At 70.6% G+C, this 21,741-nt stretch carries 23 protein-coding genes; 12 read left to right on the top strand and 11 right to left on the bottom strand.

Going from position 1 to position 21,741, the window contains the following annotated elements:
• Positions 1-4: 4 nt before the first annotated feature.
• The 4 genes from BLS25_RS03535 to purL form a co-directional block, all read right to left on the bottom strand.
• Positions 5-751 (bottom strand): hypothetical protein, encoded by a 747-nt coding sequence (locus BLS25_RS03535; RefSeq protein ID WP_074694459.1) that lies wholly within the window; start codon positions 749-751, stop codon positions 5-7.
• Between the two features lie 33 nt (positions 752-784).
• Positions 785-1,777 carry an efflux RND transporter periplasmic adaptor subunit gene (locus BLS25_RS03530; protein ID WP_143017813.1) on the bottom strand — a complete coding sequence of 331 codons (993 nt, stop codon included), beginning with the start codon at positions 1,775-1,777 and terminating at the stop codon, positions 785-787.
• Between the two features lie 158 nt (positions 1,778-1,935).
• A complete protein-coding gene (locus tag BLS25_RS16815; RefSeq protein WP_164481587.1) occupies positions 1,936-2,073 on the bottom strand; it encodes a hypothetical protein in 138 nt (45 codons plus the stop codon).
• A gap of 79 nt (positions 2,074-2,152) precedes the next feature.
• Complete coding sequence (gene purL, locus BLS25_RS03525) at positions 2,153-4,492, bottom strand: phosphoribosylformylglycinamidine synthase subunit PurL (RefSeq protein WP_074694457.1); 2,340 nt, start codon at positions 4,490-4,492, stop codon at positions 2,153-2,155.
• A gap of 226 nt (positions 4,493-4,718) precedes the next feature.
• Between purL and BLS25_RS03520 the strand changes: the two genes are divergently transcribed.
• Positions 4,719-5,714, top strand: a complete 996-nt coding sequence (locus BLS25_RS03520; protein WP_074694456.1) for a glycerate kinase family protein — start codon at positions 4,719-4,721, stop codon at positions 5,712-5,714.
• Positions 5,715-5,773: 59 nt separating this feature from the next.
• On the opposite strand, the gene BLS25_RS03515 is transcribed toward BLS25_RS03520, so the two are convergent.
• Together BLS25_RS03515 and fdhD are read right to left on the bottom strand one after the other, a co-directional pair.
• Positions 5,774-8,095 (bottom strand): FdhF/YdeP family oxidoreductase, encoded by a 2,322-nt coding sequence (locus BLS25_RS03515; RefSeq protein WP_074694455.1) that lies wholly within the window; start codon positions 8,093-8,095, stop codon positions 5,774-5,776.
• A 61-nt stretch (positions 8,096-8,156) separates the two neighbouring features.
• Complete coding sequence (gene fdhD / locus BLS25_RS03510; protein WP_056225272.1) at positions 8,157-9,035, bottom strand: formate dehydrogenase accessory sulfurtransferase FdhD; 879 nt, start codon at positions 9,033-9,035, stop codon at positions 8,157-8,159.
• A 301-nt stretch (positions 9,036-9,336) separates the two neighbouring features.
• On the opposite strand from fdhD, the gene BLS25_RS03505 reads away from it, so the two are divergent.
• The 7 genes from BLS25_RS03505 (at position 9,337) to BLS25_RS17245 (ending at position 14,306) form a co-directional block, all read left to right on the top strand.
• Complete coding sequence (locus BLS25_RS03505) at positions 9,337-9,816, top strand: Asp23/Gls24 family envelope stress response protein (protein WP_056225274.1); 480 nt, start codon at positions 9,337-9,339, stop codon at positions 9,814-9,816.
• Positions 9,813-10,001: a DUF2273 domain-containing protein gene (locus BLS25_RS03500; RefSeq protein ID WP_056225276.1), complete on the top strand. Its 189-nt coding sequence runs from the start codon at positions 9,813-9,815 to the stop codon at positions 9,999-10,001. Before BLS25_RS03505 ends, BLS25_RS03500 begins: the two co-directional genes overlap by 4 nt.
• The gene (locus BLS25_RS03495) at positions 9,998-10,390 is read left to right on the top strand and encodes an Asp23/Gls24 family envelope stress response protein (protein WP_056225279.1); all 393 of its coding nucleotides are present in this window, start codon (positions 9,998-10,000) and stop codon (positions 10,388-10,390) included. The genes BLS25_RS03500 and BLS25_RS03495 overlap by 4 nt, the downstream gene beginning before the upstream one ends.
• A complete protein-coding gene (locus tag BLS25_RS03490; protein ID WP_074694453.1) occupies positions 10,390-10,968 on the top strand; it encodes a DNA/RNA endonuclease G in 579 nt (192 codons plus the stop codon). Before BLS25_RS03495 ends, BLS25_RS03490 begins: the two co-directional genes overlap by 1 nt.
• Positions 10,968-11,555 carry a hypothetical protein gene (locus BLS25_RS03485; RefSeq protein WP_056225284.1) on the top strand — a complete coding sequence of 196 codons (588 nt, stop codon included), beginning with the start codon at positions 10,968-10,970 and terminating at the stop codon, positions 11,553-11,555. The genes BLS25_RS03490 and BLS25_RS03485 overlap by 1 nt, the downstream gene beginning before the upstream one ends.
• A 20-nt stretch (positions 11,556-11,575) precedes the next feature.
• Complete coding sequence (locus BLS25_RS03480; protein WP_074694452.1) at positions 11,576-12,463, top strand: Asp23/Gls24 family envelope stress response protein; 888 nt, start codon at positions 11,576-11,578, stop codon at positions 12,461-12,463.
• A gap of 277 nt (positions 12,464-12,740) precedes the next feature.
• Positions 12,741-14,306 (top strand): putative Ig domain-containing protein, encoded by a 1,566-nt coding sequence (locus BLS25_RS17245; protein ID WP_074694451.1) that lies wholly within the window; start codon positions 12,741-12,743, stop codon positions 14,304-14,306.
• A gap of 50 nt (positions 14,307-14,356) precedes the next feature.
• Here the strand turns inward: BLS25_RS17245 and BLS25_RS03470 are convergent, their stop codons facing one another.
• The 5 genes from BLS25_RS03470 to BLS25_RS03450 form a co-directional block, all read right to left on the bottom strand.
• A complete protein-coding gene (locus tag BLS25_RS03470) occupies positions 14,357-15,718 on the bottom strand; it encodes an ABC transporter substrate-binding protein (RefSeq protein WP_074694450.1) in 1,362 nt (453 codons plus the stop codon).
• Between the two features lie 28 nt (positions 15,719-15,746).
• Positions 15,747-16,688: a carbohydrate ABC transporter permease gene (locus BLS25_RS03465; RefSeq protein WP_056225295.1), complete on the bottom strand. Its 942-nt coding sequence runs from the start codon at positions 16,686-16,688 to the stop codon at positions 15,747-15,749.
• On the bottom strand, positions 16,688-17,611 hold the full coding sequence (locus BLS25_RS03460; protein WP_074694449.1) for a carbohydrate ABC transporter permease: 924 nt from the start codon (positions 17,609-17,611) through the stop codon (positions 16,688-16,690). The genes BLS25_RS03465 and BLS25_RS03460 overlap by 1 nt, the downstream gene beginning before the upstream one ends.
• A 312-nt stretch (positions 17,612-17,923) precedes the next feature.
• Entirely contained in the window at positions 17,924-18,418 is a 495-nt protein-coding gene (locus BLS25_RS03455) for a DUF1990 family protein (RefSeq protein WP_074694448.1), read from the bottom strand.
• 22 nt (positions 18,419-18,440) lie between these two features.
• Positions 18,441-18,686 carry a hypothetical protein gene (locus tag BLS25_RS03450; protein ID WP_056225304.1) on the bottom strand — a complete coding sequence of 82 codons (246 nt, stop codon included), beginning with the start codon at positions 18,684-18,686 and terminating at the stop codon, positions 18,441-18,443.
• 97 nt (positions 18,687-18,783) lie between these two features.
• Between BLS25_RS03450 and BLS25_RS03445 the strand changes: the two genes are divergently transcribed.
• Genes BLS25_RS03445 through BLS25_RS03430 form a run of 4 tightly spaced genes read left to right on the top strand, consistent with a single transcriptional unit; the run spans position 18,784 to position 21,739 of the window.
• Entirely contained in the window at positions 18,784-19,242 is a 459-nt protein-coding gene (locus tag BLS25_RS03445; protein ID WP_074694447.1) for a GNAT family N-acetyltransferase, read from the top strand.
• A 49-nt stretch (positions 19,243-19,291) separates the two neighbouring features.
• Positions 19,292-20,488, top strand: a complete 1,197-nt coding sequence (locus tag BLS25_RS03440; RefSeq protein ID WP_074694446.1) for a molybdopterin molybdotransferase MoeA — start codon at positions 19,292-19,294, stop codon at positions 20,486-20,488.
• Positions 20,485-21,312, top strand: coding sequence for an NTP transferase domain-containing protein (locus tag BLS25_RS17110; protein ID WP_256335523.1), 828 nt, complete (start codon positions 20,485-20,487; stop codon positions 21,310-21,312). The genes BLS25_RS03440 and BLS25_RS17110 overlap by 4 nt, the downstream gene beginning before the upstream one ends.
• A gap of 7 nt (positions 21,313-21,319) precedes the next feature.
• The gene (locus tag BLS25_RS03430) at positions 21,320-21,739 is read left to right on the top strand and encodes a YkvA family protein (RefSeq protein ID WP_056225311.1); all 420 of its coding nucleotides are present in this window, start codon (positions 21,320-21,322) and stop codon (positions 21,737-21,739) included.
• The last annotated feature ends 2 nt before the right edge of the window (positions 21,740-21,741 follow it).

The raw sequence follows: 21,741 nt of genomic DNA, 5'->3' as shown, positions 1-21,741 counted from the left end.
GCGGTCAGGCGGCGGAGCCGGGCGCCGCCTCGGCAGGGGGCCCGGATGCCGGGGGTGCGGTGCGCTCGCGGGGAAGCTCGAGCGCGACCTTCTTCTCGAGCACGTCGACGGCTTCGTCCGACAGCAGGATCAGCCCGTCGAGCTCCTCACGGACCCGCCGATAGGCGAGCTGGCGCTCGTTCGGGGTGGCAGCCTGATCGGTCGCGACGGTCAGCAACTGTTTGGCGGTGTCGAGGCGCTTGCGCTCGTCGGCCGTGAACGCCGCGTCCTTCACGCGTCGCGCGTCGCGCTCGGCCACGTCGAAGGCGACCTCGTAGTCGGTGACCGCGTCGCGGTACTCCCGCAGCCGCTCGGGCGACAGGGTCTCGCCCTCGGTGGGGCGCAGGTTGTCCGCGGCCTTCTTCGCCCGGAGGAATGCGGCGGTCAGAGGCTGGCGGCCGTCGCTCATCGCGGGGTAGGTGATGAGCTTCGTCGCGTCGAGTTCGTACTCGAGCCAGCGGTGCGTGACGGCGTCCTGCGCGGCGATCAGGCGCTGCTGACCGTCGGTCGGGGCGGCGAGGGGCATCGGCGCCGCACCCGGTGTCTCGATCGCACCACCCTGAGCGCGGATCAGCTCGAGCTGTTCACGGTGGCGACGGCGGGCGGCGAGCTCCCGACGCTTCACGCGCGCGTTGACGGCTCCCATCGTCATCCCGAACACGGGGAAGGCCAACCACCAGTAGTGGCCGAGGAAGTTCAACAGCTCCGTCACAGCGTCATGCTACGCCGCTGCCTCAAGCGGTTCTCAGGAAGATGACGCCGGCGGCCGGTCGCGTGCGGGCGGCGGCCAGACCGGGCCGCTCGACGGCGGCGGGCTCCCGGCATCCGGGGACTTCTTCTGGGCACGCCTCGCGCCCCGCTCGCTCCAGTTGCGGGCGGCAGCACGCCCCACCGACTCCATCGAGCGGGCGAGGGCGCGCTGGGCGGTCTCGGCGAGGTCGGATGCCACGCGGCTCCACGCGTCGTTACCCTCGACGCTCGGCTGCTCGCCGGCACTGCGGCGGGCCGCTCGCTCGGCGCGGTCGAACGCGTGAGCGGTGCGGCGCACGGCGTCGCGGTAGGCGAGGAAGTCGGCGGGAGACAGGCGCGTCTGCACCGAGGCCGGCCGGAGCCACTGCGCTTTCTCGTGCGCGCGGAGGAACTCCGCGAGCAGGGGGGAGCGGGAGTCGCTCATCTGCGGATAGTCGATTGCGAGCCCGGGGTCGGTCTCGTAGGCCATCCAGCGCGCGAGGATCGCGTCGTGCTCCGCCAGCAGGCGGGCGACCGGCAACGGCGCGCTGCCCGAGCGGATAGCGGGGAGCATCGCCTTCGCGGCCTTCACCCCGGCGCGGCGCGCGCGCACCTCGGCCAGGGCGGCGCGAAGGTCGCGCTGAGCGTCGGTCAACCGCCCCCGCGCGGCGGCGACCGCGTCGGACGGGATGCGGGATGCCGCCCGCTCGGCCTGGGCGCGCACGACTTCGGCGTCGGCGACCTTCACGTCGGCGCGGCCGCGGGTGACGGCATGGCGCGCGGTCTGGAGATCGAGCACGGCGGCGTCGAGCTCGAGGCGGCGCGCGGCCGCCTTGCCGAGAGGGCGCGACGACCAGGCGCGAACGGCGCGATCTGTGGTGGTCGTGGTGCCCGCGGGAAGAGCCCGCTGGCGGGAACGACGCACGCCGAGCCAGCCGACGGTGCCCGCACCGGCCGCGGCCGGGCCGATCCACCACCAGTCGACCAGAAGGGCCATCAGCGGTTCCACGGTCCCCATGCTATGCCGGGGGTCCGACGTGCGGCTGGGTGTCGAGCCGGAATCCGCAGCGGCGGGACCGGTGGGTCACAAGCGTGAGGGGTCATCTTCTGTCGCCGAGGCGCTCGCCAGGCGACAGGAGATGACCCCTCACGCGGGGATCGCGGGGTTCAGCCGAGGATCAGCGAGATGACCGTCGCACCGCCGCCGGTGAGCACGAGCGCGCCGATCACGACCCACGCGGTGATCTTGACGCGCTTCTGACGCTTGTCGCTGAACACGGTCATGTCGTCGTCTTCATCGGTCATCGCGCGTCTCCTCTCGTCGGTGCGGGGGTGCGGGGGTGCGGGGGGTGCGGGGGTGCGGTGCAGGGCCGGAGCCCGGGCCTCAGGCCACCGGCTCCGAGACGGTCGGCCCGAAGACCGCGGGTAGCGTCTCGTTCGACAGGCGGCGCAGCTCCGAGACGGGGACGGTGAAGACGTCCTGGATCTCGAGGGTGGCTTCTGTGCCGGGCTCGACGTCGGTCACGCCGATGCGCAGCACCGGGTAGCCGCGACCGTCGCAGAGTCCGCGGAACTTCACGTCTTCTTCGCGGGGCACGCTCACCAGCACGCGGCCGGTCGACTCGCTGAACAGGGCGGCCGTGGCATCCACGCCGTCGCGCTCCATGAGCTCGGTCAGCCAGACGCGCGCGCCGACGCCGAAGCGCATGACGCCCTCGGCGAGGGTCTGCGCGAGACCGCCCGACGACAGGTCGTGCGCGCTCGAGACGAGCGACTGGGAGCCTGCGGCCTGGAGCAGCTCGGCGAGCTTGCGCTCCATGCCGAGGTCGACCTTCGGCGGGCGGCCGCCGAGGTGGTCGTGGATCGTGCCGGCCCACTGCGAGCCGTCGAGCTCGTCGGCGGTGACGCCGAGCAGGTACAGGTTCTCGCCGGCGTCCTGCCATCCGCTGGGGATGCGGGCGGCGACGTCGTCGATGATGCCCAGAACGCCCACGACCGGGGTCGGGTGGATCGGCTGGTCGCCGGTCTGGTTGTAGAACGAGACGTTGCCGCCCGTGACCGGGATGCCGAGCTCGAGGCAGCCGTCGCTCAGACCCTCGACGGCCTGGCTGAACTGCCACATGACCTCGGGGTTCTCGGGGCTGCCGAAGTTGAGGCAGTCGGTGACGGCCGTGGGCACCGCTCCCGTGACGGCGACGTTGCGGTACGCCTCGGCGAGGGCGAGCTTCGCGCCGTTGTAGGGGTCGAGCTGGTTGTAGCGGCCGTTGCAGTCGGTCGCGATCGCGAAGCCGAGACCGGTCTCCTCATCGACGCGGATCATGCCGGCGTCGTCGGGGAAGCTCAGCGCCGTGTTGCCGAGCACGTAGTAGTCGTACTGGTTGGTGATCCACGAGGTGTCGGCGAGGTTGGGGCTCGCGACGAGGGTCGTGAACTGGTCGCGCAACACGTCGTTGTCGGTCGTGCGAGGCAGTGTCGTTGCGGAGTCGGCCTGAAGGGCGTCGATCCACGTGGGGTACGCGACAGGTCGCTCGTAGACGGGGCCGTCGACCGCGACGGTCGAGGGGTCGACGTCGACGATGCGCTCGCCGTACCAGTCGATGACGAGGCGGCCGTCTCCGGTGACCTCGCCGAGCACGCTGGTCTCGACGTCCCACTTGCCGACGACGGCGAGGAACGCGTCGAGCTTCTCGGGCGCGACGATCGCCATCATGCGCTCCTGCGACTCCGACATGAGGATCTCTTCGGGCGTCAGCGAGGGGTCGCGCAGCAGCACCTTCGACAGTTCGACCTTCATGCCGCTGTCGCCGTTGGCGGCGAGCTCGCTCGTGGCGCACGAGATGCCGGCGGCCCCGAGGTCTTGGATGGCCTCGACGAGGTCGTCGCGGTACAGCTCGAGGCAGCACTCGATGAGCACCTTCTCGGCGAACGGGTCGCCGACCTGCACCGCGGGGCGCTTGGTGGGTCCGCCGTCGGCGAAGGTGTCGGATGCCAGGATGCTCGCGCCGCCGATGCCGTCGCCGCCCGTGCGGGCACCGAACAGCACGACCTTGTTGCCGACGCCCGTGGCGTTGGCGAGCTTGATGTCTTCGTGGCGCATGACGCCGACCGCGAGGGCGTTGACGAGCGGGTTGCCCTGGTAGACCGCGTCGAACACGGTCTCGCCGCCGATGTTCGGCAGGCCCAGGCAGTTGCCGTAGAACGAGATGCCGCTGGTCACGCCGTGCACGACGCGCGGGGTGTCGGGGTGGTCGATCGCGCCGAAGCGCAGCTGGTCCATGACCGCGACCGGGCGCGCGCCCATCGAGATGATGTCGCGCACGATGCCGCCGACGCCGGTGGCCGCGCCCTGGAAGGGCTCGATGTAGCTGGGGTGGTTGTGCGACTCGACCTTGAAGGTCACCGCCCAGCCGTCGCCCACGTCGACGACGCCGGCGTTCTGACCCATGCCCACCATGAGGCGGGTCTTCATCTCGTCGCTGACCTTCTGGCCGAACTGACGGAGGTAGATCTTGCTCGACTTGTAGGAGCAGTGCTCGCTCCACATGACCGAGTACATCGCCAGCTCGCCGCTGGTGGGGCGGCGGCCGAGGATCTCGCGGATCTTCGCGTACTCGTCGCTCTTGAGGCCGAGGGCGCCGTACGGCTGATCCTTCTCGGGAGTGGCGATCGCGTTGTCGACGGTGTCCGCAAGAGCGGTACGGGCGGCGGGGTTCGGGGTGGTCACGCGGCTGAGCTCCAAGATCGCAGGGGCCGGACGCCAGTCAGTCTAGTTGGGAGCGCCGACATGCCCGGGGTCGACGGCAGCGTGAGGGCGCAACCTCGGTGATCCTCGGAAAGTCGGCCGGGTTCCCGGCATCCGGGCTGAGGATGTGCGGATCGCCGAGCCCGTGCGGCTGCTCGGGGCAAGATGGTCGGGGCTGCGCCGCCAGCAGCCCGCTGAGAGGACGCCCATGCGCATCGTCATCGCCCCCGACAAGTTCAAGGGCACGCTGACCGCGCGGGAGGCGGCGGATGCCATGGCCCTGGCCGTGCGCGACCGATGGCCGGGTGCCGAGATCGCGATCGTGCCGATGGCCGACGGCGGAGACGGAACGCTCGACGCCCTCGGCGGGGCCAACGTGCATGACGAGGTGACGGGACCGCTCGGCGCACCCGTGCGCGCGGCCTGGCGCCTCGACGGTCGAGCCGCCGTGATCGAGTCGGCGGCGGCATCCGGACTCGTCCTCGCCGGGGGAGCGGAGGCCAACGACCCCTGGGGTGCGACGACACGCGGCGTCGGCGAGCTCATCGGGCTCGCGCTCGACTCGGGGTCGGTCCGCATCGTGGTGGGCACCGGCGGCGTGGCGGCGACCGACGGCGGACGCGCGGCGATCGAGGCGCTCGGCGACCACGTGCCGTTCGCTCCCGGGCAGGTGACGGTGCTCACCGACACGACCACGACGTTCGTCCACGCGGCCGAGGTGTTCGGTCCGCAGAAGGGCGCCGACGTCGAGCTCGTCGAGCGCCTGACGGAGCGCCTGCGGGCGGATGCCGCGGACTGGGCCGAGCGCTTCGGGCTCGACGTCTCGGTCGTGCCGAGGTCGGGCGCCGCCGGTGGTCTCTCCGGCGCGTTGCTCGCGGCCGGCGCCGAGGTGGTCGACGGCGCGGCCTACGTCGCGCAGGCGCTCGAGCTGAGCGAGGCGCTCGCCGAGTCGGATCTGGTCCTCACCGGGGAGGGGGCGTTCGACGCCACGAGCCTTGCGGGCAAGGGGCCGGGGCACGTGCTCTCGGTCGCCGCGCGCCACCGGGTGCCGGCGGTCGTCATCGCGGGGGTCGTCGCCGCCGACGCCGTCGGCTCGCGCGTCTTCTCGATGAGCGAGATCGTCGGGGCCGAGCGCGCGCTCGCCGACGCCGCCGAAGCGTTGCGCGTCACGACGACGCAGGCTCTCTGGCAGCTCGACCTCTGAGGGGTCGCGGCCTCCGCGGGGCAGGCTCGGCTCGGCGGGGGCCTCGACTCTTCTCGGCGTCAGGCCGTCTTCGCGATGCGCACCCGGATGTCCTTCATCAGCGGCTGGTCGCTCTGACGGCTGTAGTCGTCGGGGCCGAGCAGCACGTTCAGCTCGGGGAAGTAGCCCGCGGCGCTGCCGCGCGGGGTGTCGTACTCCAGGGCGCGGAACGCCGTGACGCTGCGCACCGAGCCGTCGCGCGAAGTGGCGACGATGTCGACAAGGTCGCCCTCGGCGATGCCGCGCTGCTTCATGTCGCGCCGGTTCATGAACACGAGCTCGCGGATGTTGCGCACGCCGCGATAGCGGTCGTCGGCCGAGTAGATCGTGGTGTTCCACTGGTCATGTGAACGCATGGTCTGCAGCACGAGCACATCGGCCTCTTCGGGGATGACGTTCGGCAGCTCGGCGTGCGAGAACTCGGCTTTGCCCGACGGCGTCTGGAAGTCGCGCTCGCGCGCGGGCTGCGGGATGCGGAAGCCGTAGTGCTGGCGCACGAGCTGGTTGAAGCCCTCGAAGCCGGGCAGCACCTTGGCCATCGTGTCGCGGATGCGGTCGTAGTCGCCGACGTACCACTCCCACGGCGTCGCCGACTCGGGCATGGTGGCGCGGGCGATGCGCGCGATGATCTCGGGCTCGCTGAGCAGGTGCGGCGAGGCGGGCTTGCGCGACCCGAGCGAGAGCATGACCGAGCTCATGGCGTCTTCGGTCGAGATCGACTGGGGTCCCGACTCCTGCTCGTCGCGCTCGGTGCGGCCGAGGCACGGCAGGATCAGCGCCTGCTTGCCGTGGGTGAGGTGGCTGCGGTTGAGCTTGGTGCTCACGTGCACCGTCAGCTCGCACCGGCCCATGCCCTCGGCGGTGAGCGTGGTGTCGGGAGCGGCCCGCACGAAGTTGCCGCCCATGCCGAGGAAGACCTTGAGGTCGCCGCGGTGCAGCGCCGCCACCGTGTGCACGGTGTCGAGGCCGGGCTCGCGGGGCGAGGTGATGCCGCAGACCTCGTCGAGCTTGGCGAGCCAGTCCTCGGTGGGCTTGTGGTTGATGCCGCAGGTGCGGTTTCCCTGCACGTTGCTGTGGCCGCGCACGGGCGAGGGGCCGGTGCCCTTGCGCCCGACGTTTCCGCGCAGCAACAGCAGGTTGACGATCTCGCGCACGGTGTCGACGCCGTGTTGGTGCTGGCTGACGCCGAGGCACCAGCTGATGACGCAGCGTTCCGAGGCGAGGTACACCGCCGCGGCTCCGCGGATCTCGGCCTCGGTCAGTCCCGCCTGCTCGACAAGCTCGGCCCACGTCGTCGCCTCGACCATCGCGCGGTACTCGTCGAGTCCGCTGGTGTACTGGTCGAGGAACGCCTGATCGATCGCGGTGGGGTCGGTCGCCGAGGCTTCGAAGACCACCTTGGCCATGCCGCGGATGAGGGCGAGGTCGCCGCCGGGGCGCACCTGCAGGTTCATCGTGCTGGTCGGGGTGGAGTGGAAGGTCGCCATGTCGACGATCTCGTGCGGCACGATCGTGCGGGTGCCGGCGACCTCTCGCAGCGGGTTCACGTGCACGACCTGGGCGCCGCGGTCGATCGCCTCGGCGAGGCTGGTGAGCATGCGCGGCGCGTTCGAAGCCGCGTTGACGCCGAGGATGAACAGCGCGTCGGCGTTCTCCCAGTCCTCGAGGTCGGCGGTGCCCTTGCCGGTGGCGAGGGATGCCGTGAGTCCACGGCCCGAGCCCTCGTGGCACATGTTCGAGCAGTCGGGGAGGTTGTTGGTCCCGAGCTCGCGCGCGAACAGCTGGTAGAGGAACGACGCCTCGTTGCTGAGGCGGCCCGAGGTGTAGAAGGCGGCCTGGTCGGGGGAGTCGAGCGCGGTGAGGTGCTGCGCGATCGTGCGGAACGCGTCGTTCCACGAGATCGGCACGTAGCGGTCGGTCTCGGCGTCGTAGACCATCGGACCGACGAGTCGACCGGCGTCCTCGAGCTCGAAGTCGCTCCATCGCGACAGCTCGGTCACCGAGTGCTCGGCGAAGAACTCCTTGCCGACCCTCTTGTGCGTCATCTCCCACGTGACGTGCTTGATGCCGTTCTCGCAGATGTCGAGGGTGACGCCCTTGTCGTCGGGCCAGGCGCACCCGGGGCAGTCGAAACCGCTCTTCGGGTGGTTCATCGTGAACATCGCTCTGGTGCCGGCGACCGGCTGGCGCTGCTGGTAGAGCACCTTGCCGACGGTGAGGGCGGCGCCCCAGCCGGCCGCGGGGTGCTCGTAGGGGCCGGTGCTCGACCACTCGCCCTCGACCTGCGGGCCGAGGCCTCCCTGGCGCGGTTCCTCGGTCATCAGCCCGAACGATTCACCCATGTTCACCCTCCGTGGATTGCGGCGCAGGGGTGGTGGCATCCACTCGCCCTGCACTCGGTCGTCAGCGTACGCTCGCGAGATCGGTCGTCGCGGGGGTTGTGGACGGCGCGATGATGCGATCCGTCCGCGTGTACAGGTTCATGCTGTTGCCCCGCACGAAGGCGGCGAGGGTGAGACCCGCCCGCTCGGCGAGCTCGATCGCGAGCGATGAGGGCGCCGATACGGCGGAGAGCATCGGGATGCCGGCCATCACGGCCTTCTGCACGAGCTCGAAGCTCACGCGGCCCGACACCTGCAGCACGGTGCCGCGCAGGGGCAGGCGGTCATTCAGCAGGGCCCAGCCGACGACCTTGTCGACGGCGTTGTGCCGGCCGACGTCTTCGCGGGCGACGAGAAGATCGCCGCTGGCGACATCGAACAGCGCGGCGCCGTGCAGACCGCCGGTCTTGTCGAAAGTCTTCTGCTGCTCGCGCAGACGATCGGGGTAGGCAGCGACGTCCTGGGCGGGGATCCGGATGCCGTCGGAGGCGACGTCGTAGCTCGACACCTTCTCGACCGCGTCGATCGACGCCGTTCCGCACACTCCGCACGAGCTCGTCGTGTAAAAGGAACGCGCGATGTCGGGGGAGGGGAGTTCCACGCCGGGTGCGAGCGTGAGGTCGAGCACGTTGTAGGTGTTGCCGTCGGCTCCGCCCGTTCCGGGACCGCCGCAGTGGATCGCCCGGGCGAACTCGTCGCCGCGACTGATGACGCCCTCCGACACGAGGAAGCCGGCCGCCAGCTCGACGTCGTGCCCGGGGGTGCGCATCGTCACAGACAGGGGCGTACCGGCGACGCGGATCTCGAGCGGTTCTTCGACGGCCACGGCATCCGGCCGCTGTCTGTTCACGCCGTCGAGGGTGAGGCGCGTCACGCGACGCGACGCGGTCAGGCGGCCCATGTCAGGACCGAATCCGAGAGCTTGAGGGGGACATGGGTCGAGCGTACGCCGGGCCTCCGACACCGCGGCGCGCTCTTCCGCGACGAAATGACCGAACGAGGGGATGCCGAGACCCGGTCGCCATGGGAACGTGCACAGTCCCGAAATCCTGCGGTTTCCGGCCATTCGCATTCATGCGAATACAGATCCGCAGAAGTTTTTCAAGTCCGACGTGACGATTCCCCCACCCGGTACGTCTTAGTCATGTAGGCCGAAGCGCCCACCCCGGATACCCGGGTCCAGACATTCGAAAGGCACGGACATGGCTGAGAACGCCCCCACCACCCCCGCTGCGCAGAACGTCCCCCAGGCGGCGTCGCGCGTGAACCGTCCCCTCGCCGGTCGCGGTCAGGAAGCCCACACCGAGGGCAAGACCACGATCGCCGAAGGCGTCGTCGCGAAGGTCGCCGGCATCGCGGCCCGCGAGGTCAACGGCGTCTACGCCCTCGGCGGCGGCGGAGCCCGCGCCCTCGGCGCCATCCGCGACGCCATCAACGCCACCGACCTGACGCAGGGCGTCAAGGTCGAGGTCGGCGAGACCCAGGCCGCCGCCGACGTCACCATCGTCGTCGAGTACGGCGCCCCCATCCAGGAGGTCGCCGACCAGGTCCGCGCCCGCGTGGCCGGTGCCATCAACCGTCTCGTCGGCCTCGAGGTCGTCGAGGTCAACGTCGACGTGAACGACGTCCACATCCCGGGCGACGAGAACAACGACGCCGAGTCCGAGAAGCGCGTCCAGTGAGCGCCACCACGAAGGGCGCCCTGGTCGGCCTCGTCCTGGCCCTCAGCGCCCTGATCTTCGGTTTCTGGGGATTCATCCTGGTCGCCCTCTTCATGGCGATCGGCGTGGTCGTCGCCCGCATCACGGCGGGTGAACTCGACTTCGGCAACATCGTCAACGCCTTCAAGGGTCGGAGCACATCGTGACCACCGTCACCGCTTCCCCCGGGGTCGGCAACCGCACCACGGTTGCCGGCCCCGGCCTCCCCGCCGGCCGGGTGACCATCTCGGACCGCGTGCTGCAGAAGACGGCCGAGCGGGCCGCCGCCGACATCATCGGAGTGGACGCCAAGAGCGTCCGCGTCGAGATCGTCTCGGCCCGTCAGACCGCCGCCGTGCGTGTGACGACTGCGTTCCCCGTCCCCCGCCTCGACGACACCGAGGCCGTGCGCGCCGCGACTCCCGTGCTGGAGGCCGCGCGCGTCGCCCAGACCGAGCTGCGCTCGCGTCTGACCCGTCTCTTCGGCCGCGAGATCTCGCGCGTCGACCTCACCATCTCGGGCGCCACCGCCCCTCAGCGAAAGCGAGTGCTGTGATGACTGACACCGTGCTCCGCACCGTCGTGCGTCGCGAGACCCACTCGCCCCGCACCGTGGCCATGCTCGTCGTGGTCGTGCTGCTGCTGCTCGCCCTCGCCTACGCCGCGGTCGAGATCATCCTGGACCTGTCCGGAGCCCAGCCGCTGCTGGTCGCCCCCGGCGAGGCCCTCAACGCCGTCGTCGCGGCGCCCACCGCTCTCATGCCGGTCGCCTTCATCGTCGGCGGGGTCGTGCTCGCCATCGTCGGGGTCATCGTCCTGGTCCTGTCCCTCAAGCCCGGCCGCCTCTCGCGCCACGAGATGTCGTGGGGGGAGCGGGCCGTCGTCGTGGACAACGGCGTCGTGGCATCCGCCCTCGCCCAGCACCTCAGCAACGAGTCGGGGATCGCTCGGGAGGACATTGTCGTGGGCGTCGCCCACCGCTCCGTCGACGTGACGGTGCGGCCCCCGGTCGGCATCCCCGTCGACGAGGCGCAGCTGCGCCGCATCGTCGATGAGGAAGTCAGCTCGTACAAGCTCTCGCCCGCCGTGCGCACCCACCTGCGCGTACAGCGTCCCGACACCAAGGAGTCCTGATGAACGCGACGCGACGCGGTCTGAACCGCTTCCTCCTCTTCCTGGTGGCCGTGGTGCTGCTGGGCCTGGGAGCCCTTGCGCTCGCCGTGGGTCTGCTCCCGGGCGGGACCGACACCTGGACCTCCGTCATGGGCGGCTTCCAGGGCTGGCTCGAGTCGCTGGGCCGTGAGTCCGCCGGCTGGGGCGCCGTCGCGGCCATCGTGGTCCTGGCGATCATCCTGATCCTGATCGCCTCGGCCGCCGTGCGCGGGCGCCGCCAGGCTCCGCTGCAGTCGACCGGCAGCGCGAACGACGAAGGACGCATCACCGTCACCGACGGGTTCGCGTCCGAAGCCCTCAAGAACGCCCTGGGTGAGCGCGACGAGATCCTCTCGTCCCGCGTCAGCGCCGGCGAGGTCGGCAAGGAGTCGGTCCTGCACGTGGCCGTCACCCCGCGCCAGAACACCTCGCCCCGCGACGTCGCCGAGCACGTCGACACGCTGGTCACCAACTTGGCCGCTCTCACGGGCCAGAACCTGCGCGCCTACATCTCCATCCACTCGGGTCTGCGCGCGAAGCTCGCACGCGACAACACCCGCGTCCACTGACACCCCCACGAGGAGACGTGATGTCCACCATCGATGCGACCATCGACCCGCCCGACCTCGACGCCGCGGCGACCCTGGCGGCGACCGCCGCCGGCTCGGTCCCGGGCGTCCACGCGCTCGGCAGCCTGATCGGACGGGCGTCGGATGCCGTGCGCGAGCGCGTCGGTCTCGCGAGCACCGCTCCGGGCGTGAAGATCGACACCGATCGGGCCGACGCGGTCACCGCGACCATCTCGCTCGTCGTCGACTACCCGCACAAACTGCGCGAGGTGTCGGACGAGGTCCGCCGGGCCGTTCGTACCGCGCTCGAGCCGCTGGGCCGCGGTCGGGTCGACGTCGACGTGGTGGTGACGGGCGTCTTCGGGCCGTTCGACCGCGACGTCGTGGCCGAGGCCGAAGAGCGGGCGGATGCCGTCGCCGCCCGCGCATCCGAGGTGGCCGACGATGCGAAGGCCAAGGCGAAGGACGTCGCGGACCGGGCGTCGGCCGTGGCCGACGACGCGAAGTCCCGGGCCTCGGAGGTGGCCGAAGATCTGCGGTCGCGGTCGGAGGACCTCGCGGCCAGCGCCTCGGAGACGATCAACACCGCCGTCTCCAAGACGAAGGATGTCGCCGCCGGCGCAGCGGCTGCGGTGAACGAGACCGTTCGTCAGGCACGCGAGCGTGTGGTCGCGGCCGACGCGGAGTCCGACATCGACGCCGCGGATCGCGTGACCGAGGGCCTCGAGCCCGAGCGGTCCGCGCCGGCTGCGGGTGACCGCGGGGACGTGAGCGACGTCGTCGCCGAGGCCCTCGAAGACGCCGCGATCGACATCGCGATCGCCGCCGACGAGGTGCGCGCCGACGACAAGACCCCGGCGACCGACAGTGTGCAGTCGGTCGTGGAGGACGAGCGCCCCCGCGCCTGAACCGCGAGATCCGAGAGGGCGCCCCGGCTTCGACCGGGGCGCCCTCTCGCGTGCCACGGCAGACGCACCCCACCCGACACGTCCCGGACACGTCACCGGAAGTTGTCGCTCGGGCAGGTATCCCACCCCGAGAAGCGACATGCCTGCATGATGGGCAGCATTTCCCTTCGGTGCCCGTGAGCCGGAGTCGATCACGCGATGAGACAGCAATGCCAGCGGCCGCGTCCGCTCTCGGTGATCCCTCCGCGCTGCGGTCCTTCCTGTGAATCGAGAGCTCATGAAGCGTTTGGCCACGACGGTATCCGTCAGTGCTCTGGCCGTCGGCCTGATCGCGTCCGGCGTCGCCGTCGGCGCGTCGCCCGCGGCGGCCGCGGGCTGCACCACGACCCCCACGACGTGGGTCGACCTACAGGACGCTTTCGTGAACGCCCCCCTGGCGGGGGCGGTGATCTGCCTCGGGGCCGACATCACGAGCCCCGCGTCACCGACGGTCAACCTGTCCCTCAATCAGCCCGTCGGGTCGAACGTGATCTTCGACCTGAACGGTCACTCTCTGACCAGCGTGCTCAACCCCGGAGGCCCCAGTTCTCCCGACGCGGGCATCGACGTCAGTGCGGGCAAGACGCTCACCATCGAGGCCACGGGCGGGGGCGCCCTCACGATCAGCGGGGGAGCGCTGTCGGCCGCGATCGGCGCTCACAACGGGGACGACCTCGGGACGATCATCATCAACGGCGGCACGATCAACGTCTCCACCGTGTGGGACGGCGCGGGAATCGGGGGTGCGAACCTCTCGAATGCCGGAGGCGGGTCGATCACCATCAACGGGGGAGACATCACCGCCACGGCGTACGACTGCGGCCCCGGCATCGGAGCCGGCGAGTACAACACCGTCGCGGCGGACATCACGATCACCGGAGGCACCGTCACCGCCCACGGCTCATGCGGGAGCCCGGGAATCGGAGGTGCGGCCGGCGCATCCGGCGGCAACATCACCATCACCGGCGGTGTCATCACCGCAACCGCGACGCAAGGCGCCGGCATCGGGGGTGTCATCGACAGTCCCGGCGCGAACATCACGATGTCGGGGGGCGAACTGACCGCATCCACCGCCGCCAGCGGGGGTTTCAACGGCGCGGCGCTCGGATCGGGATACACCCCCGGAAACGGGCCGTTGCGCGCACCCGGATCCCTCACCCTGATCGGCGCGGGTGTGCCGACCGCGACCTCGGGTACCAGCCCCCGGGCGTCGTCACCGACGGCGACGGTACTGCCGGGCCCGCCCGGTGTGGTCTTCACGCAGACGACGCAAGACGGCACGGCCACGCAGCAGGCGATGACGCACATCGTGTTCGCGCGCCTGCTGCCCCCGCAGATCACGACCCCGGCACTCGCGGGCGGCACGGTGAATCAACCGTACGCGCAGACGGTGCAGGCAACGGGTACGGGTCCTCTGACGTTCGCCGTGGCGGGCGGAACCCTCCCGCCGGGGCTGACTCTCGACCCCGTCAGTGGGGTCATCTCGGGTCAGCCGACGCAGTCGGGCACGTTCACGGTCATCGTCGAGGCCACCGGTCCCGGCGGCACGGACTCGCGTCCCTACACGATCGCTATCTCCGCCGCGCCGGCCCCCACGTCGTCGCCGAGCCCCACGTCGAGCACGACGCCGTCGTCATCGGCGACGCCCGCCTCAGCGCCGGCACGGGCGACGTCCACGGGTCCGAAGCGGCTCGCCGTCACAGGAGTCGACAGCACCCCGGTCATCGTCGCGGGAATCGTGGGGGCGTTTCTTCTGCTCGCCGGGGCGGTCGCCCTGGTCGCTCGTCGGCGTCGCCGCAGCTGATCCCGACGGTCGAGGGGCGCCCGCGCATCTCTGCGGGCACCCCTCGACGGTCAGTTCGCCGTGGCGTTGTCGTACGCGCGCTGCGCGGCCTGCTGCGCGTCGGCCAAGGCCTGCTCGGTCGTCTTGTCGCCGAGCAGCACAGCGGTGATGGCGTTGTTCAGCTCGTTCTGGATGTCCTGCCCCGCCGGAGATGAGCCGAACGACTTCCCGCTCTCGACGACGTCGTAGTAGGTCGAGATGACCTGGTCGAAGCCGGCGTCGCCGGTCGGCTCGACGAATCGGTCGCGGATCATCGTGTCGGCCTCGGGTGAGCCGGTGAACAGGCCGGTGTTGAGCCCGCCTTTGCCCGAGATGGTCTCCGCGCGTGCGGTCCCGGCCGCCATCCAGGCGTCCGTCGACGTGAGGTCGGTCATCCAGGCGCACGCCGCGGCGGGGTTCTTCGCACCGGCGGGGATCACGAACGCGGTCCCCGAGGCGAGAGAGAACGGCTTCCCGTCGGCATCCCGGAACGGGACCGCCTCCAGCGAGATCCGGTCGCGGTAGGCGCCGAGCACGTTGGGGTACCACTGGTTCGCGACCTGCGCGCCGACCTGGTTCTGCACGAACTGGTTGGCGTCGCCGAAGGTGTCGAACGAGTCGGTGAAGCTCTTCACGGCGGCGTAGCCGCCCTGGGCATCGGTGATCTGCTTGAGCGCGTCGATACCCGCGGCGTTGGCCGGGTCGTCGAGGGTGGGCTTCCCGTCGGCGTCGGTCAGCTGTCCGCCCATGCCGAGCACCCAGAGGCCGCCCTGTCCGGTGGCGACCGGGTCGAGGCCGAGTCGCGTGGGGTTGCTGCCCGACGCCCGGTAGATCTTGCTGATCGCGGCCAGGAGGCCGTCCATGTCGGAGGTGTCGAACTGCTCGGGCGTCACGCCGGCCTCGTTCAGCACGTTCATGTTCAGCAGGATCGCGGGCGGCTGGTAGAACTGCGAGACCGCGTAGACGGCATCCGCATACGTGACGTCGTCGACGACGTTCTGGTACCAGCGCTCGGTCGGATCCACGCCCTTCGCCTCGAAGCATGCGTTCAGCGGCATGATCAATCCCTGAGCGGCATACGTTGTGACGTAGCGGCGATCCATCTGGACGACATCGGGCACGTCGCCGCTGGCGATGCGCGTGGTGAACTTCTGGGCGTCGAAGGCCGTGGCATCCAGGGTCACCTCGACATCGGGCAGTTGTTCGGCGGCATAGTCGAGACGGGATTGCCCGACGTCGTCGGCGTTCTCGAAGCCCCAGGCGGCGAGGGTGCCGCTCGGTGCGGCGGAGAAGTCGGCGCCGGCGGCGGGATCGTCGCCGCTCCCGCTGCAGGAGGTGAGAAGGAGCGCGGATGCCGCGACCGCGGCGACACCGGCGAGGGAGCGTTTGCGCATGATGGGGTCCTTTCGAGACGGGGGGATCTCAGCCCTTACGGCCTTGGGTGGCGACGCCCTCGACGAAATACCGCTGGCCGAAGGCGAAGATGATGAGCATCGGGAGGGTCACCAGAAGAGAGGCGACCATCACGTACTGGTAGTCGCCCTGTCCGCCCGCGCTGGGGCTGTATTTCGTCATCGCGTACGCGATGCCCAGCGGCGCGGTGAACTCCTCGACGCTGCCCGCGTTCAGGTAGATGAGCGCTGCTTGGAGGTTGTTCCAACTCGCCTGGAACTCGAAGAGGAACACGATGATGAACGACGGGATCGACAACGGCATGGCGATCCGCCAGAAGAGGCCCCACGCGCTGCACCCGTCGAGTCGTGCCGCCTCGAAGAGCTCGCGCGGGACGCCGAGGAAGAATTGCCGCTGCAGGAAGATGTAGAAGGCCGAGCCGAAGAGGTTCATGCCCCACAGCGGCACCCACGTGCCGAGCAGCCCGGTCTCTTTCCAGATGAGGTAGATCGGGATCATCGTCACGGCGCCCGGCAGCATCATCGTCGCGAGCACGAGACCGAACAGCAGCCCTCGGCCGGGGAAGCGGAAGTACGCGAAGCCGAAGGCGACGATCGAACTCATGACGGCGACGGTGGTCGCGGCGAGCAAGGCAATCGCCACGCTGTTGAACATCCAGCTCAGCAAAGGCAGCTGGTTCCACACCTCGACGTAGTTGCCGGGGAGAAAGGTCTTCGGAATGAGGGCGTTGTCGAACACCTCGCCGCGCGGCTTGAGGCTCGCAGCGAGCAGCCACGCGAAGGGGTAGAGGAACAGCAACGCGAACAGCACGAGCACGCCGGCGAGGATGACCCGGCCGGCGAGCGTCTTCGGCTGCTTCAGTGCCCGGCGCCACCGGGACGGCCGGGCGGCGGAGGCCGCGAGCTCGGGGCGGGCCTGGGCGACGCCCGGGGTCTGCAGGGTGTTCGTCATCAGCGGTCCCCCTCGTAGTAGACGAAGCGGTTGCCGAGGCGCACCTGCACGAGGGTGATGAGCAGGATGATCACGAACAGCAGCCACGCCATCGCGGCGGCGAACCCGAAGTTGAACTGCCGGAACGCCTGCTGGAAGAGGTAGATGGCATAGAAGAGGGATGCCTCTGGCGAGGCGTTGCTCTGATCGCGCCAGAACAGCAGGTACGCCTGATCGAAGACCTGGAACGCCGCGATCGTCAGCACGATGACGTTGAAGAACATCGCGCCCGAGATCATCGGCAGGGTGATGGAGAAGAAGCGGCGGACGGGACCTGCTCCGTCGATCTGCGCGACCTCGTAGAGGTCGACGGGCACGTTCTTGATCGCGGCGAGGAAGATCACCATCGTGCCGCTGACCGTCCACAGCGCCATGATCACGATGCTCGGCTTGACCCATGCGGGATCGACGAGCCACTGCGGACCCTGGATGCCGATGGCCCCGAGCGCCTGGTTGACCGCTCCGGAATTGCCGTTCAGCAGCAGGAAGAACACCGCCGCGGTCGCCACGGCGGGCGTCATCTTGGGCAGGTAGTACAGGGTGCGGAAGACGCCGGCGCCCCGGCCGACCCGGCTGAGCAGCAGCGCGAGGATCAGGGCGAAGGCGATCTCGAGCGGAACGGCCATGACCGCGTAGAACAGGGTGTTCCCGAGCGAGACGGCGACGCGCGGGTCCTCGAAGAGCTGCGCATAGTTCGAGGTGCCGACCGGCCGGGCGGCGCCCGTTGCCAGGTTGTAGCTCGAGAACGAGATGACGAGGCTGTAGATCATCGCCCCGGCGGTGAAGATCAGGAACCCGAGGACCCAGGGCGAGATGAACAGGTAGCCGGCGAGGGCCTCACGGCGGTTGTATTTCACCTTCTGCCGCGGGACGCCGCGTTTCATGGAGGGTGGATCGGTGGTGTCGTCGTCTCTGGGCCGGGCGGGGGAGAGCGTCACCGGAAGAACCGGTCGGGGGCGGTGGTCTCGATGCTCATGGGGGTCTCCTCTCGCGTGCGCCTTCGTCGTCGAGAAGCGCTTCGCCAGGGTCGAGAAGGGGGGAGAAGGGGTCCAGGGCGTTGCCAAGCGCGCGCGAACGTGGGATAAGCCGCGTCCCCCGGCACGAGGACACCCGCCTCGCGCGAGATCACGGGGAAGGATCGGCTCGGACCGCGTGACATCGCACGATCCTGTGCGCGCGCGCAAGGGTGGGCTGGCTCAGCGCCCGTCGAGTGCGCGGAGGTACCGCCGCGTCATCCAGGACTGCACCCGCCGGCCGACGGGAGCACCGAGACGCGTGAACCAGCGCCCGGGCGAGGAGAACGCGGCGATGTCGAACACCACCTCACCAGATGGCGTGAGGGTCAGGGTGAACCGCTCTTCCCCGCGCTCGGGGTGCCCGGGCAGGGTGCCATAGGCGAAACCCGCGAGGGTCTCGGTGCGGTCGGCCCACACGACGAGGCACGGAATGCGCAGGCTCAGGATGCCGATACCCAGGCGCATCGTCACGCGCGTGCCGGCGCGCGTCGGGGTGTCGGACAGGTCGATCCGCGCACCGGCGCGGCGCTGCGCTTCTCCCGCGAGCAGGGCATCGGCTGCCCTGGCGAAGTCCTCGGGGCCCCGACCGATCACGCGGCGGGCGCGCACGTGGTGGTAGCCCGCGGGCATCTGCCCGGCGGTCGCGCCGACCTCGTCGTACGTCAGCTCGCCCATGGCCTCACGCTATCGGGGGCCGTCAGTGCGGCGGGTGGGTCTTGCGGATCCCGACGATCAGCTCCCGGTGAGCAGGGTGCAGGTAGAGGGCGGTCGGGCTCTCGAAGTGGCACGCCGGGTGGATTGCCGACGTGAATCTGACCTCGACGTGAGGCCTCTCGCTCAAGACTTTGTCCACGGCTCTGGCGACGTACGTTTTCATCACGTTCTCGTGCTCCTCCACACAACCGACGCGGGAAAACTCGGGATCGACAACGAGGGTACCCATTCGAGTGAATGAGATGAAGGGGTCTCGGGGGCTTCCTCCTGCGCGGCCCGCACGCGAGGTGCGAGGCGGCGTCGGAGGGGGATGCGAGGATGACGCGATGATCGACTTCCGCGAAGCTGGCCTCGACGACATCGACGCGATGGTCGAGGTGCAGAACGCCATCCACCGCGCGGGCCTGCGGTCATGGCCGGTCGACGCCGCTCTCGTCGAGGAACGATACTTCGACGCCGAGCACTCCGTCGCGTGCACCGTCGCCGTGCGAGACGGCGTGGTCGTCGGCTTCCAGTCGCTCAAGCGGGCGTGGCCCGGCAACCCGTACGGGGTCGAAGAGGGGTGGGGCATCATCGGCACGCACATCCACCCCGATTTCGGGCGCAGCGGCATCGGGCGGAGCCTCTTCGCGCGATCGGTCGCCGCGGCGCACGCCACGGGGCTGCGGCACATCGATGCCACGATCGGCGCCGACAGCGAGCCCGCCCTGGCCTACTACCGGGCGATGGGCTTCGTCCCCTACCGGGAGACGGACGGCGCGATCCCGCACCGCTACGACCTCTGACGCGCGCTTACGCTGAGGGGATGGTGTCGACAGTCCCCGGTCCGCTCGCGTGATCGACGTCGCCGAGCACCTCGCCGCGATCCTCGAGACGGTCGTGCCGCTCGAGCCCGGGCCGCGTGACGTCGCGGCCGCGCGCGGCCGGGTGCTGCGCGTCGCCGTGCACGCCGCTGTCGACGTGCCGGGGTTCGATTGCTCCGCGATGGACGGCTTCGCCGTGCGTGCAGACGACGTCACGGGCGTGCCGACGACCCTGCGCGTGGTCGCCGACCTGCCAGCAGGCGCCGACCTCGACCCGCCGATCGCGGCCGGCGAGGCGGCTCGCATCATGACCGGAGCCCCCGTGCCCACGCACGCGACCGCCGTGGTGCCGTTCGAAGACACCGCCGACGGGCTCGCGGGCGGACTCGGTCCGGTGACGGTGCTCACGGTGCCCCGCGGACCCGGCGCGCATATCCGTCGTCGCGGGTCCGACGTGCGGGAGGGGGCCCTCGTCGTCGCCGCCGGTGTGCGGCTCACCGCCGGTCGGGTCGGTGCGATCGCGGCATCCGGGGTCGGGACCGTCTCGGTCGCTCGCGCCGCACGGATCGCCATCGTGTCGACGGGATCCGAGCTGCGACCGGCGGGAACACCGCTGCGACGCGGGCAGATTCCCGAGTCGAACAGTCTGCTGCTCGCCGGCCTCGCCGAAGAGGCGGGGGCCGAGGTCGTCTTGCGCACCAGTGTCGACGACAGCGGCGACGGCCCGCGTCGGGCGATCGCCGCCGCCGAAGCCGCGGGCGCCGACGTCGTCGTGTTCTCGGGCGGGGTGAGCGCGGGCGCCTACGAGGTCGTCAAGAACACCCTCGGCGATCTCATGCGGTTCGAGCCCGTGCGCATGCAGCCGGGCAAGCCGCAGGGCTTCGGTCGTTCCGAGGCGGGGACGCTGCTGTTCGGGCTGCCGGGCAACCCGGTGAGCGCGGCGGTGTCGTTCGAGCTCTTCGTGCGACCCGCCCTGCGCGCGCTCGAGGGTGATCGTGAACTCGACCGCTCCCGTGCCGTCGTGCCGTTCCCCGCCGAGTGGCGCGCGCGGCCCGAGCGGGCGCAGTACGTGCCCGTTCGGATCGACCGGTCAGACCCGGCGTTCCCGGTGGCCGAGCCTGTCGAACGCGGTACGCGCGGCTTCGGAGAGGCGAACGGCCTCGCCGTGATCCCCCCGGGGACGCGCGCGACCGGCGCGGGAGATCCCGTCGAGGTGCTGCTGTGGTGAGCGTGGACGCGATCCTGCTCGCCGGTGGACGCGCCTCGCGCGTCGACGGGGCGACGAAGCCGTTGTTCGAGGTGCACGGAATCACCCTGCTGGACGCGGCGATCGGGGCCGTGCGCTCCCGTGGTGCGCAACGGATCGTCGTGGCCGCACCCGCGCTCGCCGACGACCTCGACGTCGAGTGGGTGCGCGAAGACCCGCCCTTCGGTGGACCGGTCGCGGCCATCGTCGCCGCCCTGACCCGCCTACGCGCCGACGAGGTCTTCGTGCTCGCGTGCGACCTGCCGACCGCTCGCGCTGCGGTCGGTCTCTTGCCCGACGAACTGGCCCCGGACATCGACGGCGCCTGCCTGGACGATGGCCGCCGACAGTGGCTCATCGGTCGCTACCGTGCCGCGGCGCTGCGGGAAGCGGCATCCGGCCTCCCCGAGAAGGGGCGCGACGCCTCCATGCGCGCGTTGCTGGGCGGACTGCGCATCGCCGCGATCGCCGCGGACGCGTCCCTGACGCGCGACATCGACACGTGGGACGATCTCCGGGTAGCCCGAGGAGGAGCCATGACCGATTCCCGCACCCTGCCGCCCGAGGCGCTGAACGACTGGAGCGCTGCGCTCGCGGAGCGCTTCGGCCTGGCCGAGGGCGACATCCCCATCTCGTTGATCCTCGACCTCGCGCGCGACGTCGCGAACGGGGTGGCCCGGCCGGCCGCGCCGCTCAGCGCCTTCGTCGCGGGGCTGGTCGCCGGTCGCGCCGGCGTCTCACCCGCCGACACCGAAGCCGCGGTCGCCGCGGTCGTCGAGATGGCCCGCGGGTGGAAGAACGACTGAGCGGGCCATGCCCGAGTGGTTGATCGTCGCCCTGGGCGTCGTGGCGGGCTTCGTGCTCGTGTGGGGGGCGCTCATCGCCGTGCTGTGGTGGCAGCAACGGCGCTCGGGTGGCGACGTCGACTGGCGGGCCGTGCTGCGCCTGGCGCCCGATGTGATCCGCCTGGTGCGCCGCCTCGCCGTCGATCCGGCCGTGCCGCGGGCGACGCGGTGGTGGCTGATCGGGTTACTCGCCTACCTGCTCTCGCCGATCGACCTCGTGCCCGACTTCCTGCCGGTGATCGGCTACGCCGACGACGCGATCGTGGTCGCGATCGCGCTGCATTTCGCCATCCGTCATGCCGGGATGCCGGCCATCGAGCGCCACTGGCCGGGAACGCCCGAGGGGTTGAGCAGCGTCCTCACGCTCGTCGGCGCGGCGAAGGACTGAAT

The organism is Microbacterium testaceum StLB037 (assembly GCF_900104345.1).
Lineage (GTDB): Bacteria > Actinomycetota > Actinomycetes > Actinomycetales > Microbacteriaceae > Microbacterium > Microbacterium testaceum_A.
Note: the sequence above shows the minus strand (reverse complement) of the source record. Positions and strands in the feature narration are given on the sequence as shown.

Bases quoted from the DNA above. Each gene is read 5' to 3' on its own strand.
- BLS25_RS16815 (WP_164481587.1), bottom strand. From the start codon at position 2,073: ATGACCGATGAAGACGACGACATGACCGTGTTCAGCGACAAGCGTCAG.
- BLS25_RS03520 (WP_074694456.1), top strand. From the start codon at position 4,719: ATGCGCATCGTCATCGCCCCCGACAAGTTCAAGGGCACGCTGACCGCG.
- BLS25_RS03515 (WP_074694455.1), bottom strand. From the start codon at position 8,095: ATGGGTGAATCGTTCGGGCTGATGACCGAGGAACCGCGCCAGGGAGGC.
- fdhD (WP_056225272.1), bottom strand. From the start codon at position 9,035: ATGGGCCGCCTGACCGCGTCGCGTCGCGTGACGCGCCTCACCCTCGAC.
- BLS25_RS03505 (WP_056225274.1), top strand. From the start codon at position 9,337: ATGGCTGAGAACGCCCCCACCACCCCCGCTGCGCAGAACGTCCCCCAG.
- BLS25_RS03490 (WP_074694453.1), top strand. From the start codon at position 10,390: ATGACTGACACCGTGCTCCGCACCGTCGTGCGTCGCGAGACCCACTCG.
- BLS25_RS03485 (WP_056225284.1), top strand. From the start codon at position 10,968: ATGAACGCGACGCGACGCGGTCTGAACCGCTTCCTCCTCTTCCTGGTG.
- BLS25_RS03480 (WP_074694452.1), top strand. From the start codon at position 11,576: ATGTCCACCATCGATGCGACCATCGACCCGCCCGACCTCGACGCCGCG.
- BLS25_RS17245 (WP_074694451.1), top strand. From the start codon at position 12,741: ATGAAGCGTTTGGCCACGACGGTATCCGTCAGTGCTCTGGCCGTCGGC.
- BLS25_RS03470 (WP_074694450.1), bottom strand. From the start codon at position 15,718: ATGCGCAAACGCTCCCTCGCCGGTGTCGCCGCGGTCGCGGCATCCGCG.
- BLS25_RS03465 (WP_056225295.1), bottom strand. From the start codon at position 16,688: ATGACGAACACCCTGCAGACCCCGGGCGTCGCCCAGGCCCGCCCCGAG.
- BLS25_RS03460 (WP_074694449.1), bottom strand. From the start codon at position 17,611: ATGAAACGCGGCGTCCCGCGGCAGAAGGTGAAATACAACCGCCGTGAG.
- BLS25_RS03455 (WP_074694448.1), bottom strand. From the start codon at position 18,418: ATGGGCGAGCTGACGTACGACGAGGTCGGCGCGACCGCCGGGCAGATG.
- BLS25_RS03450 (WP_056225304.1), bottom strand. From the start codon at position 18,686: ATGGGTACCCTCGTTGTCGATCCCGAGTTTTCCCGCGTCGGTTGTGTG.
- BLS25_RS03445 (WP_074694447.1), top strand. From the start codon at position 18,784: ATGATCGACTTCCGCGAAGCTGGCCTCGACGACATCGACGCGATGGTC.
- BLS25_RS03430 (WP_056225311.1), top strand. From the start codon at position 21,320: ATGCCCGAGTGGTTGATCGTCGCCCTGGGCGTCGTGGCGGGCTTCGTG.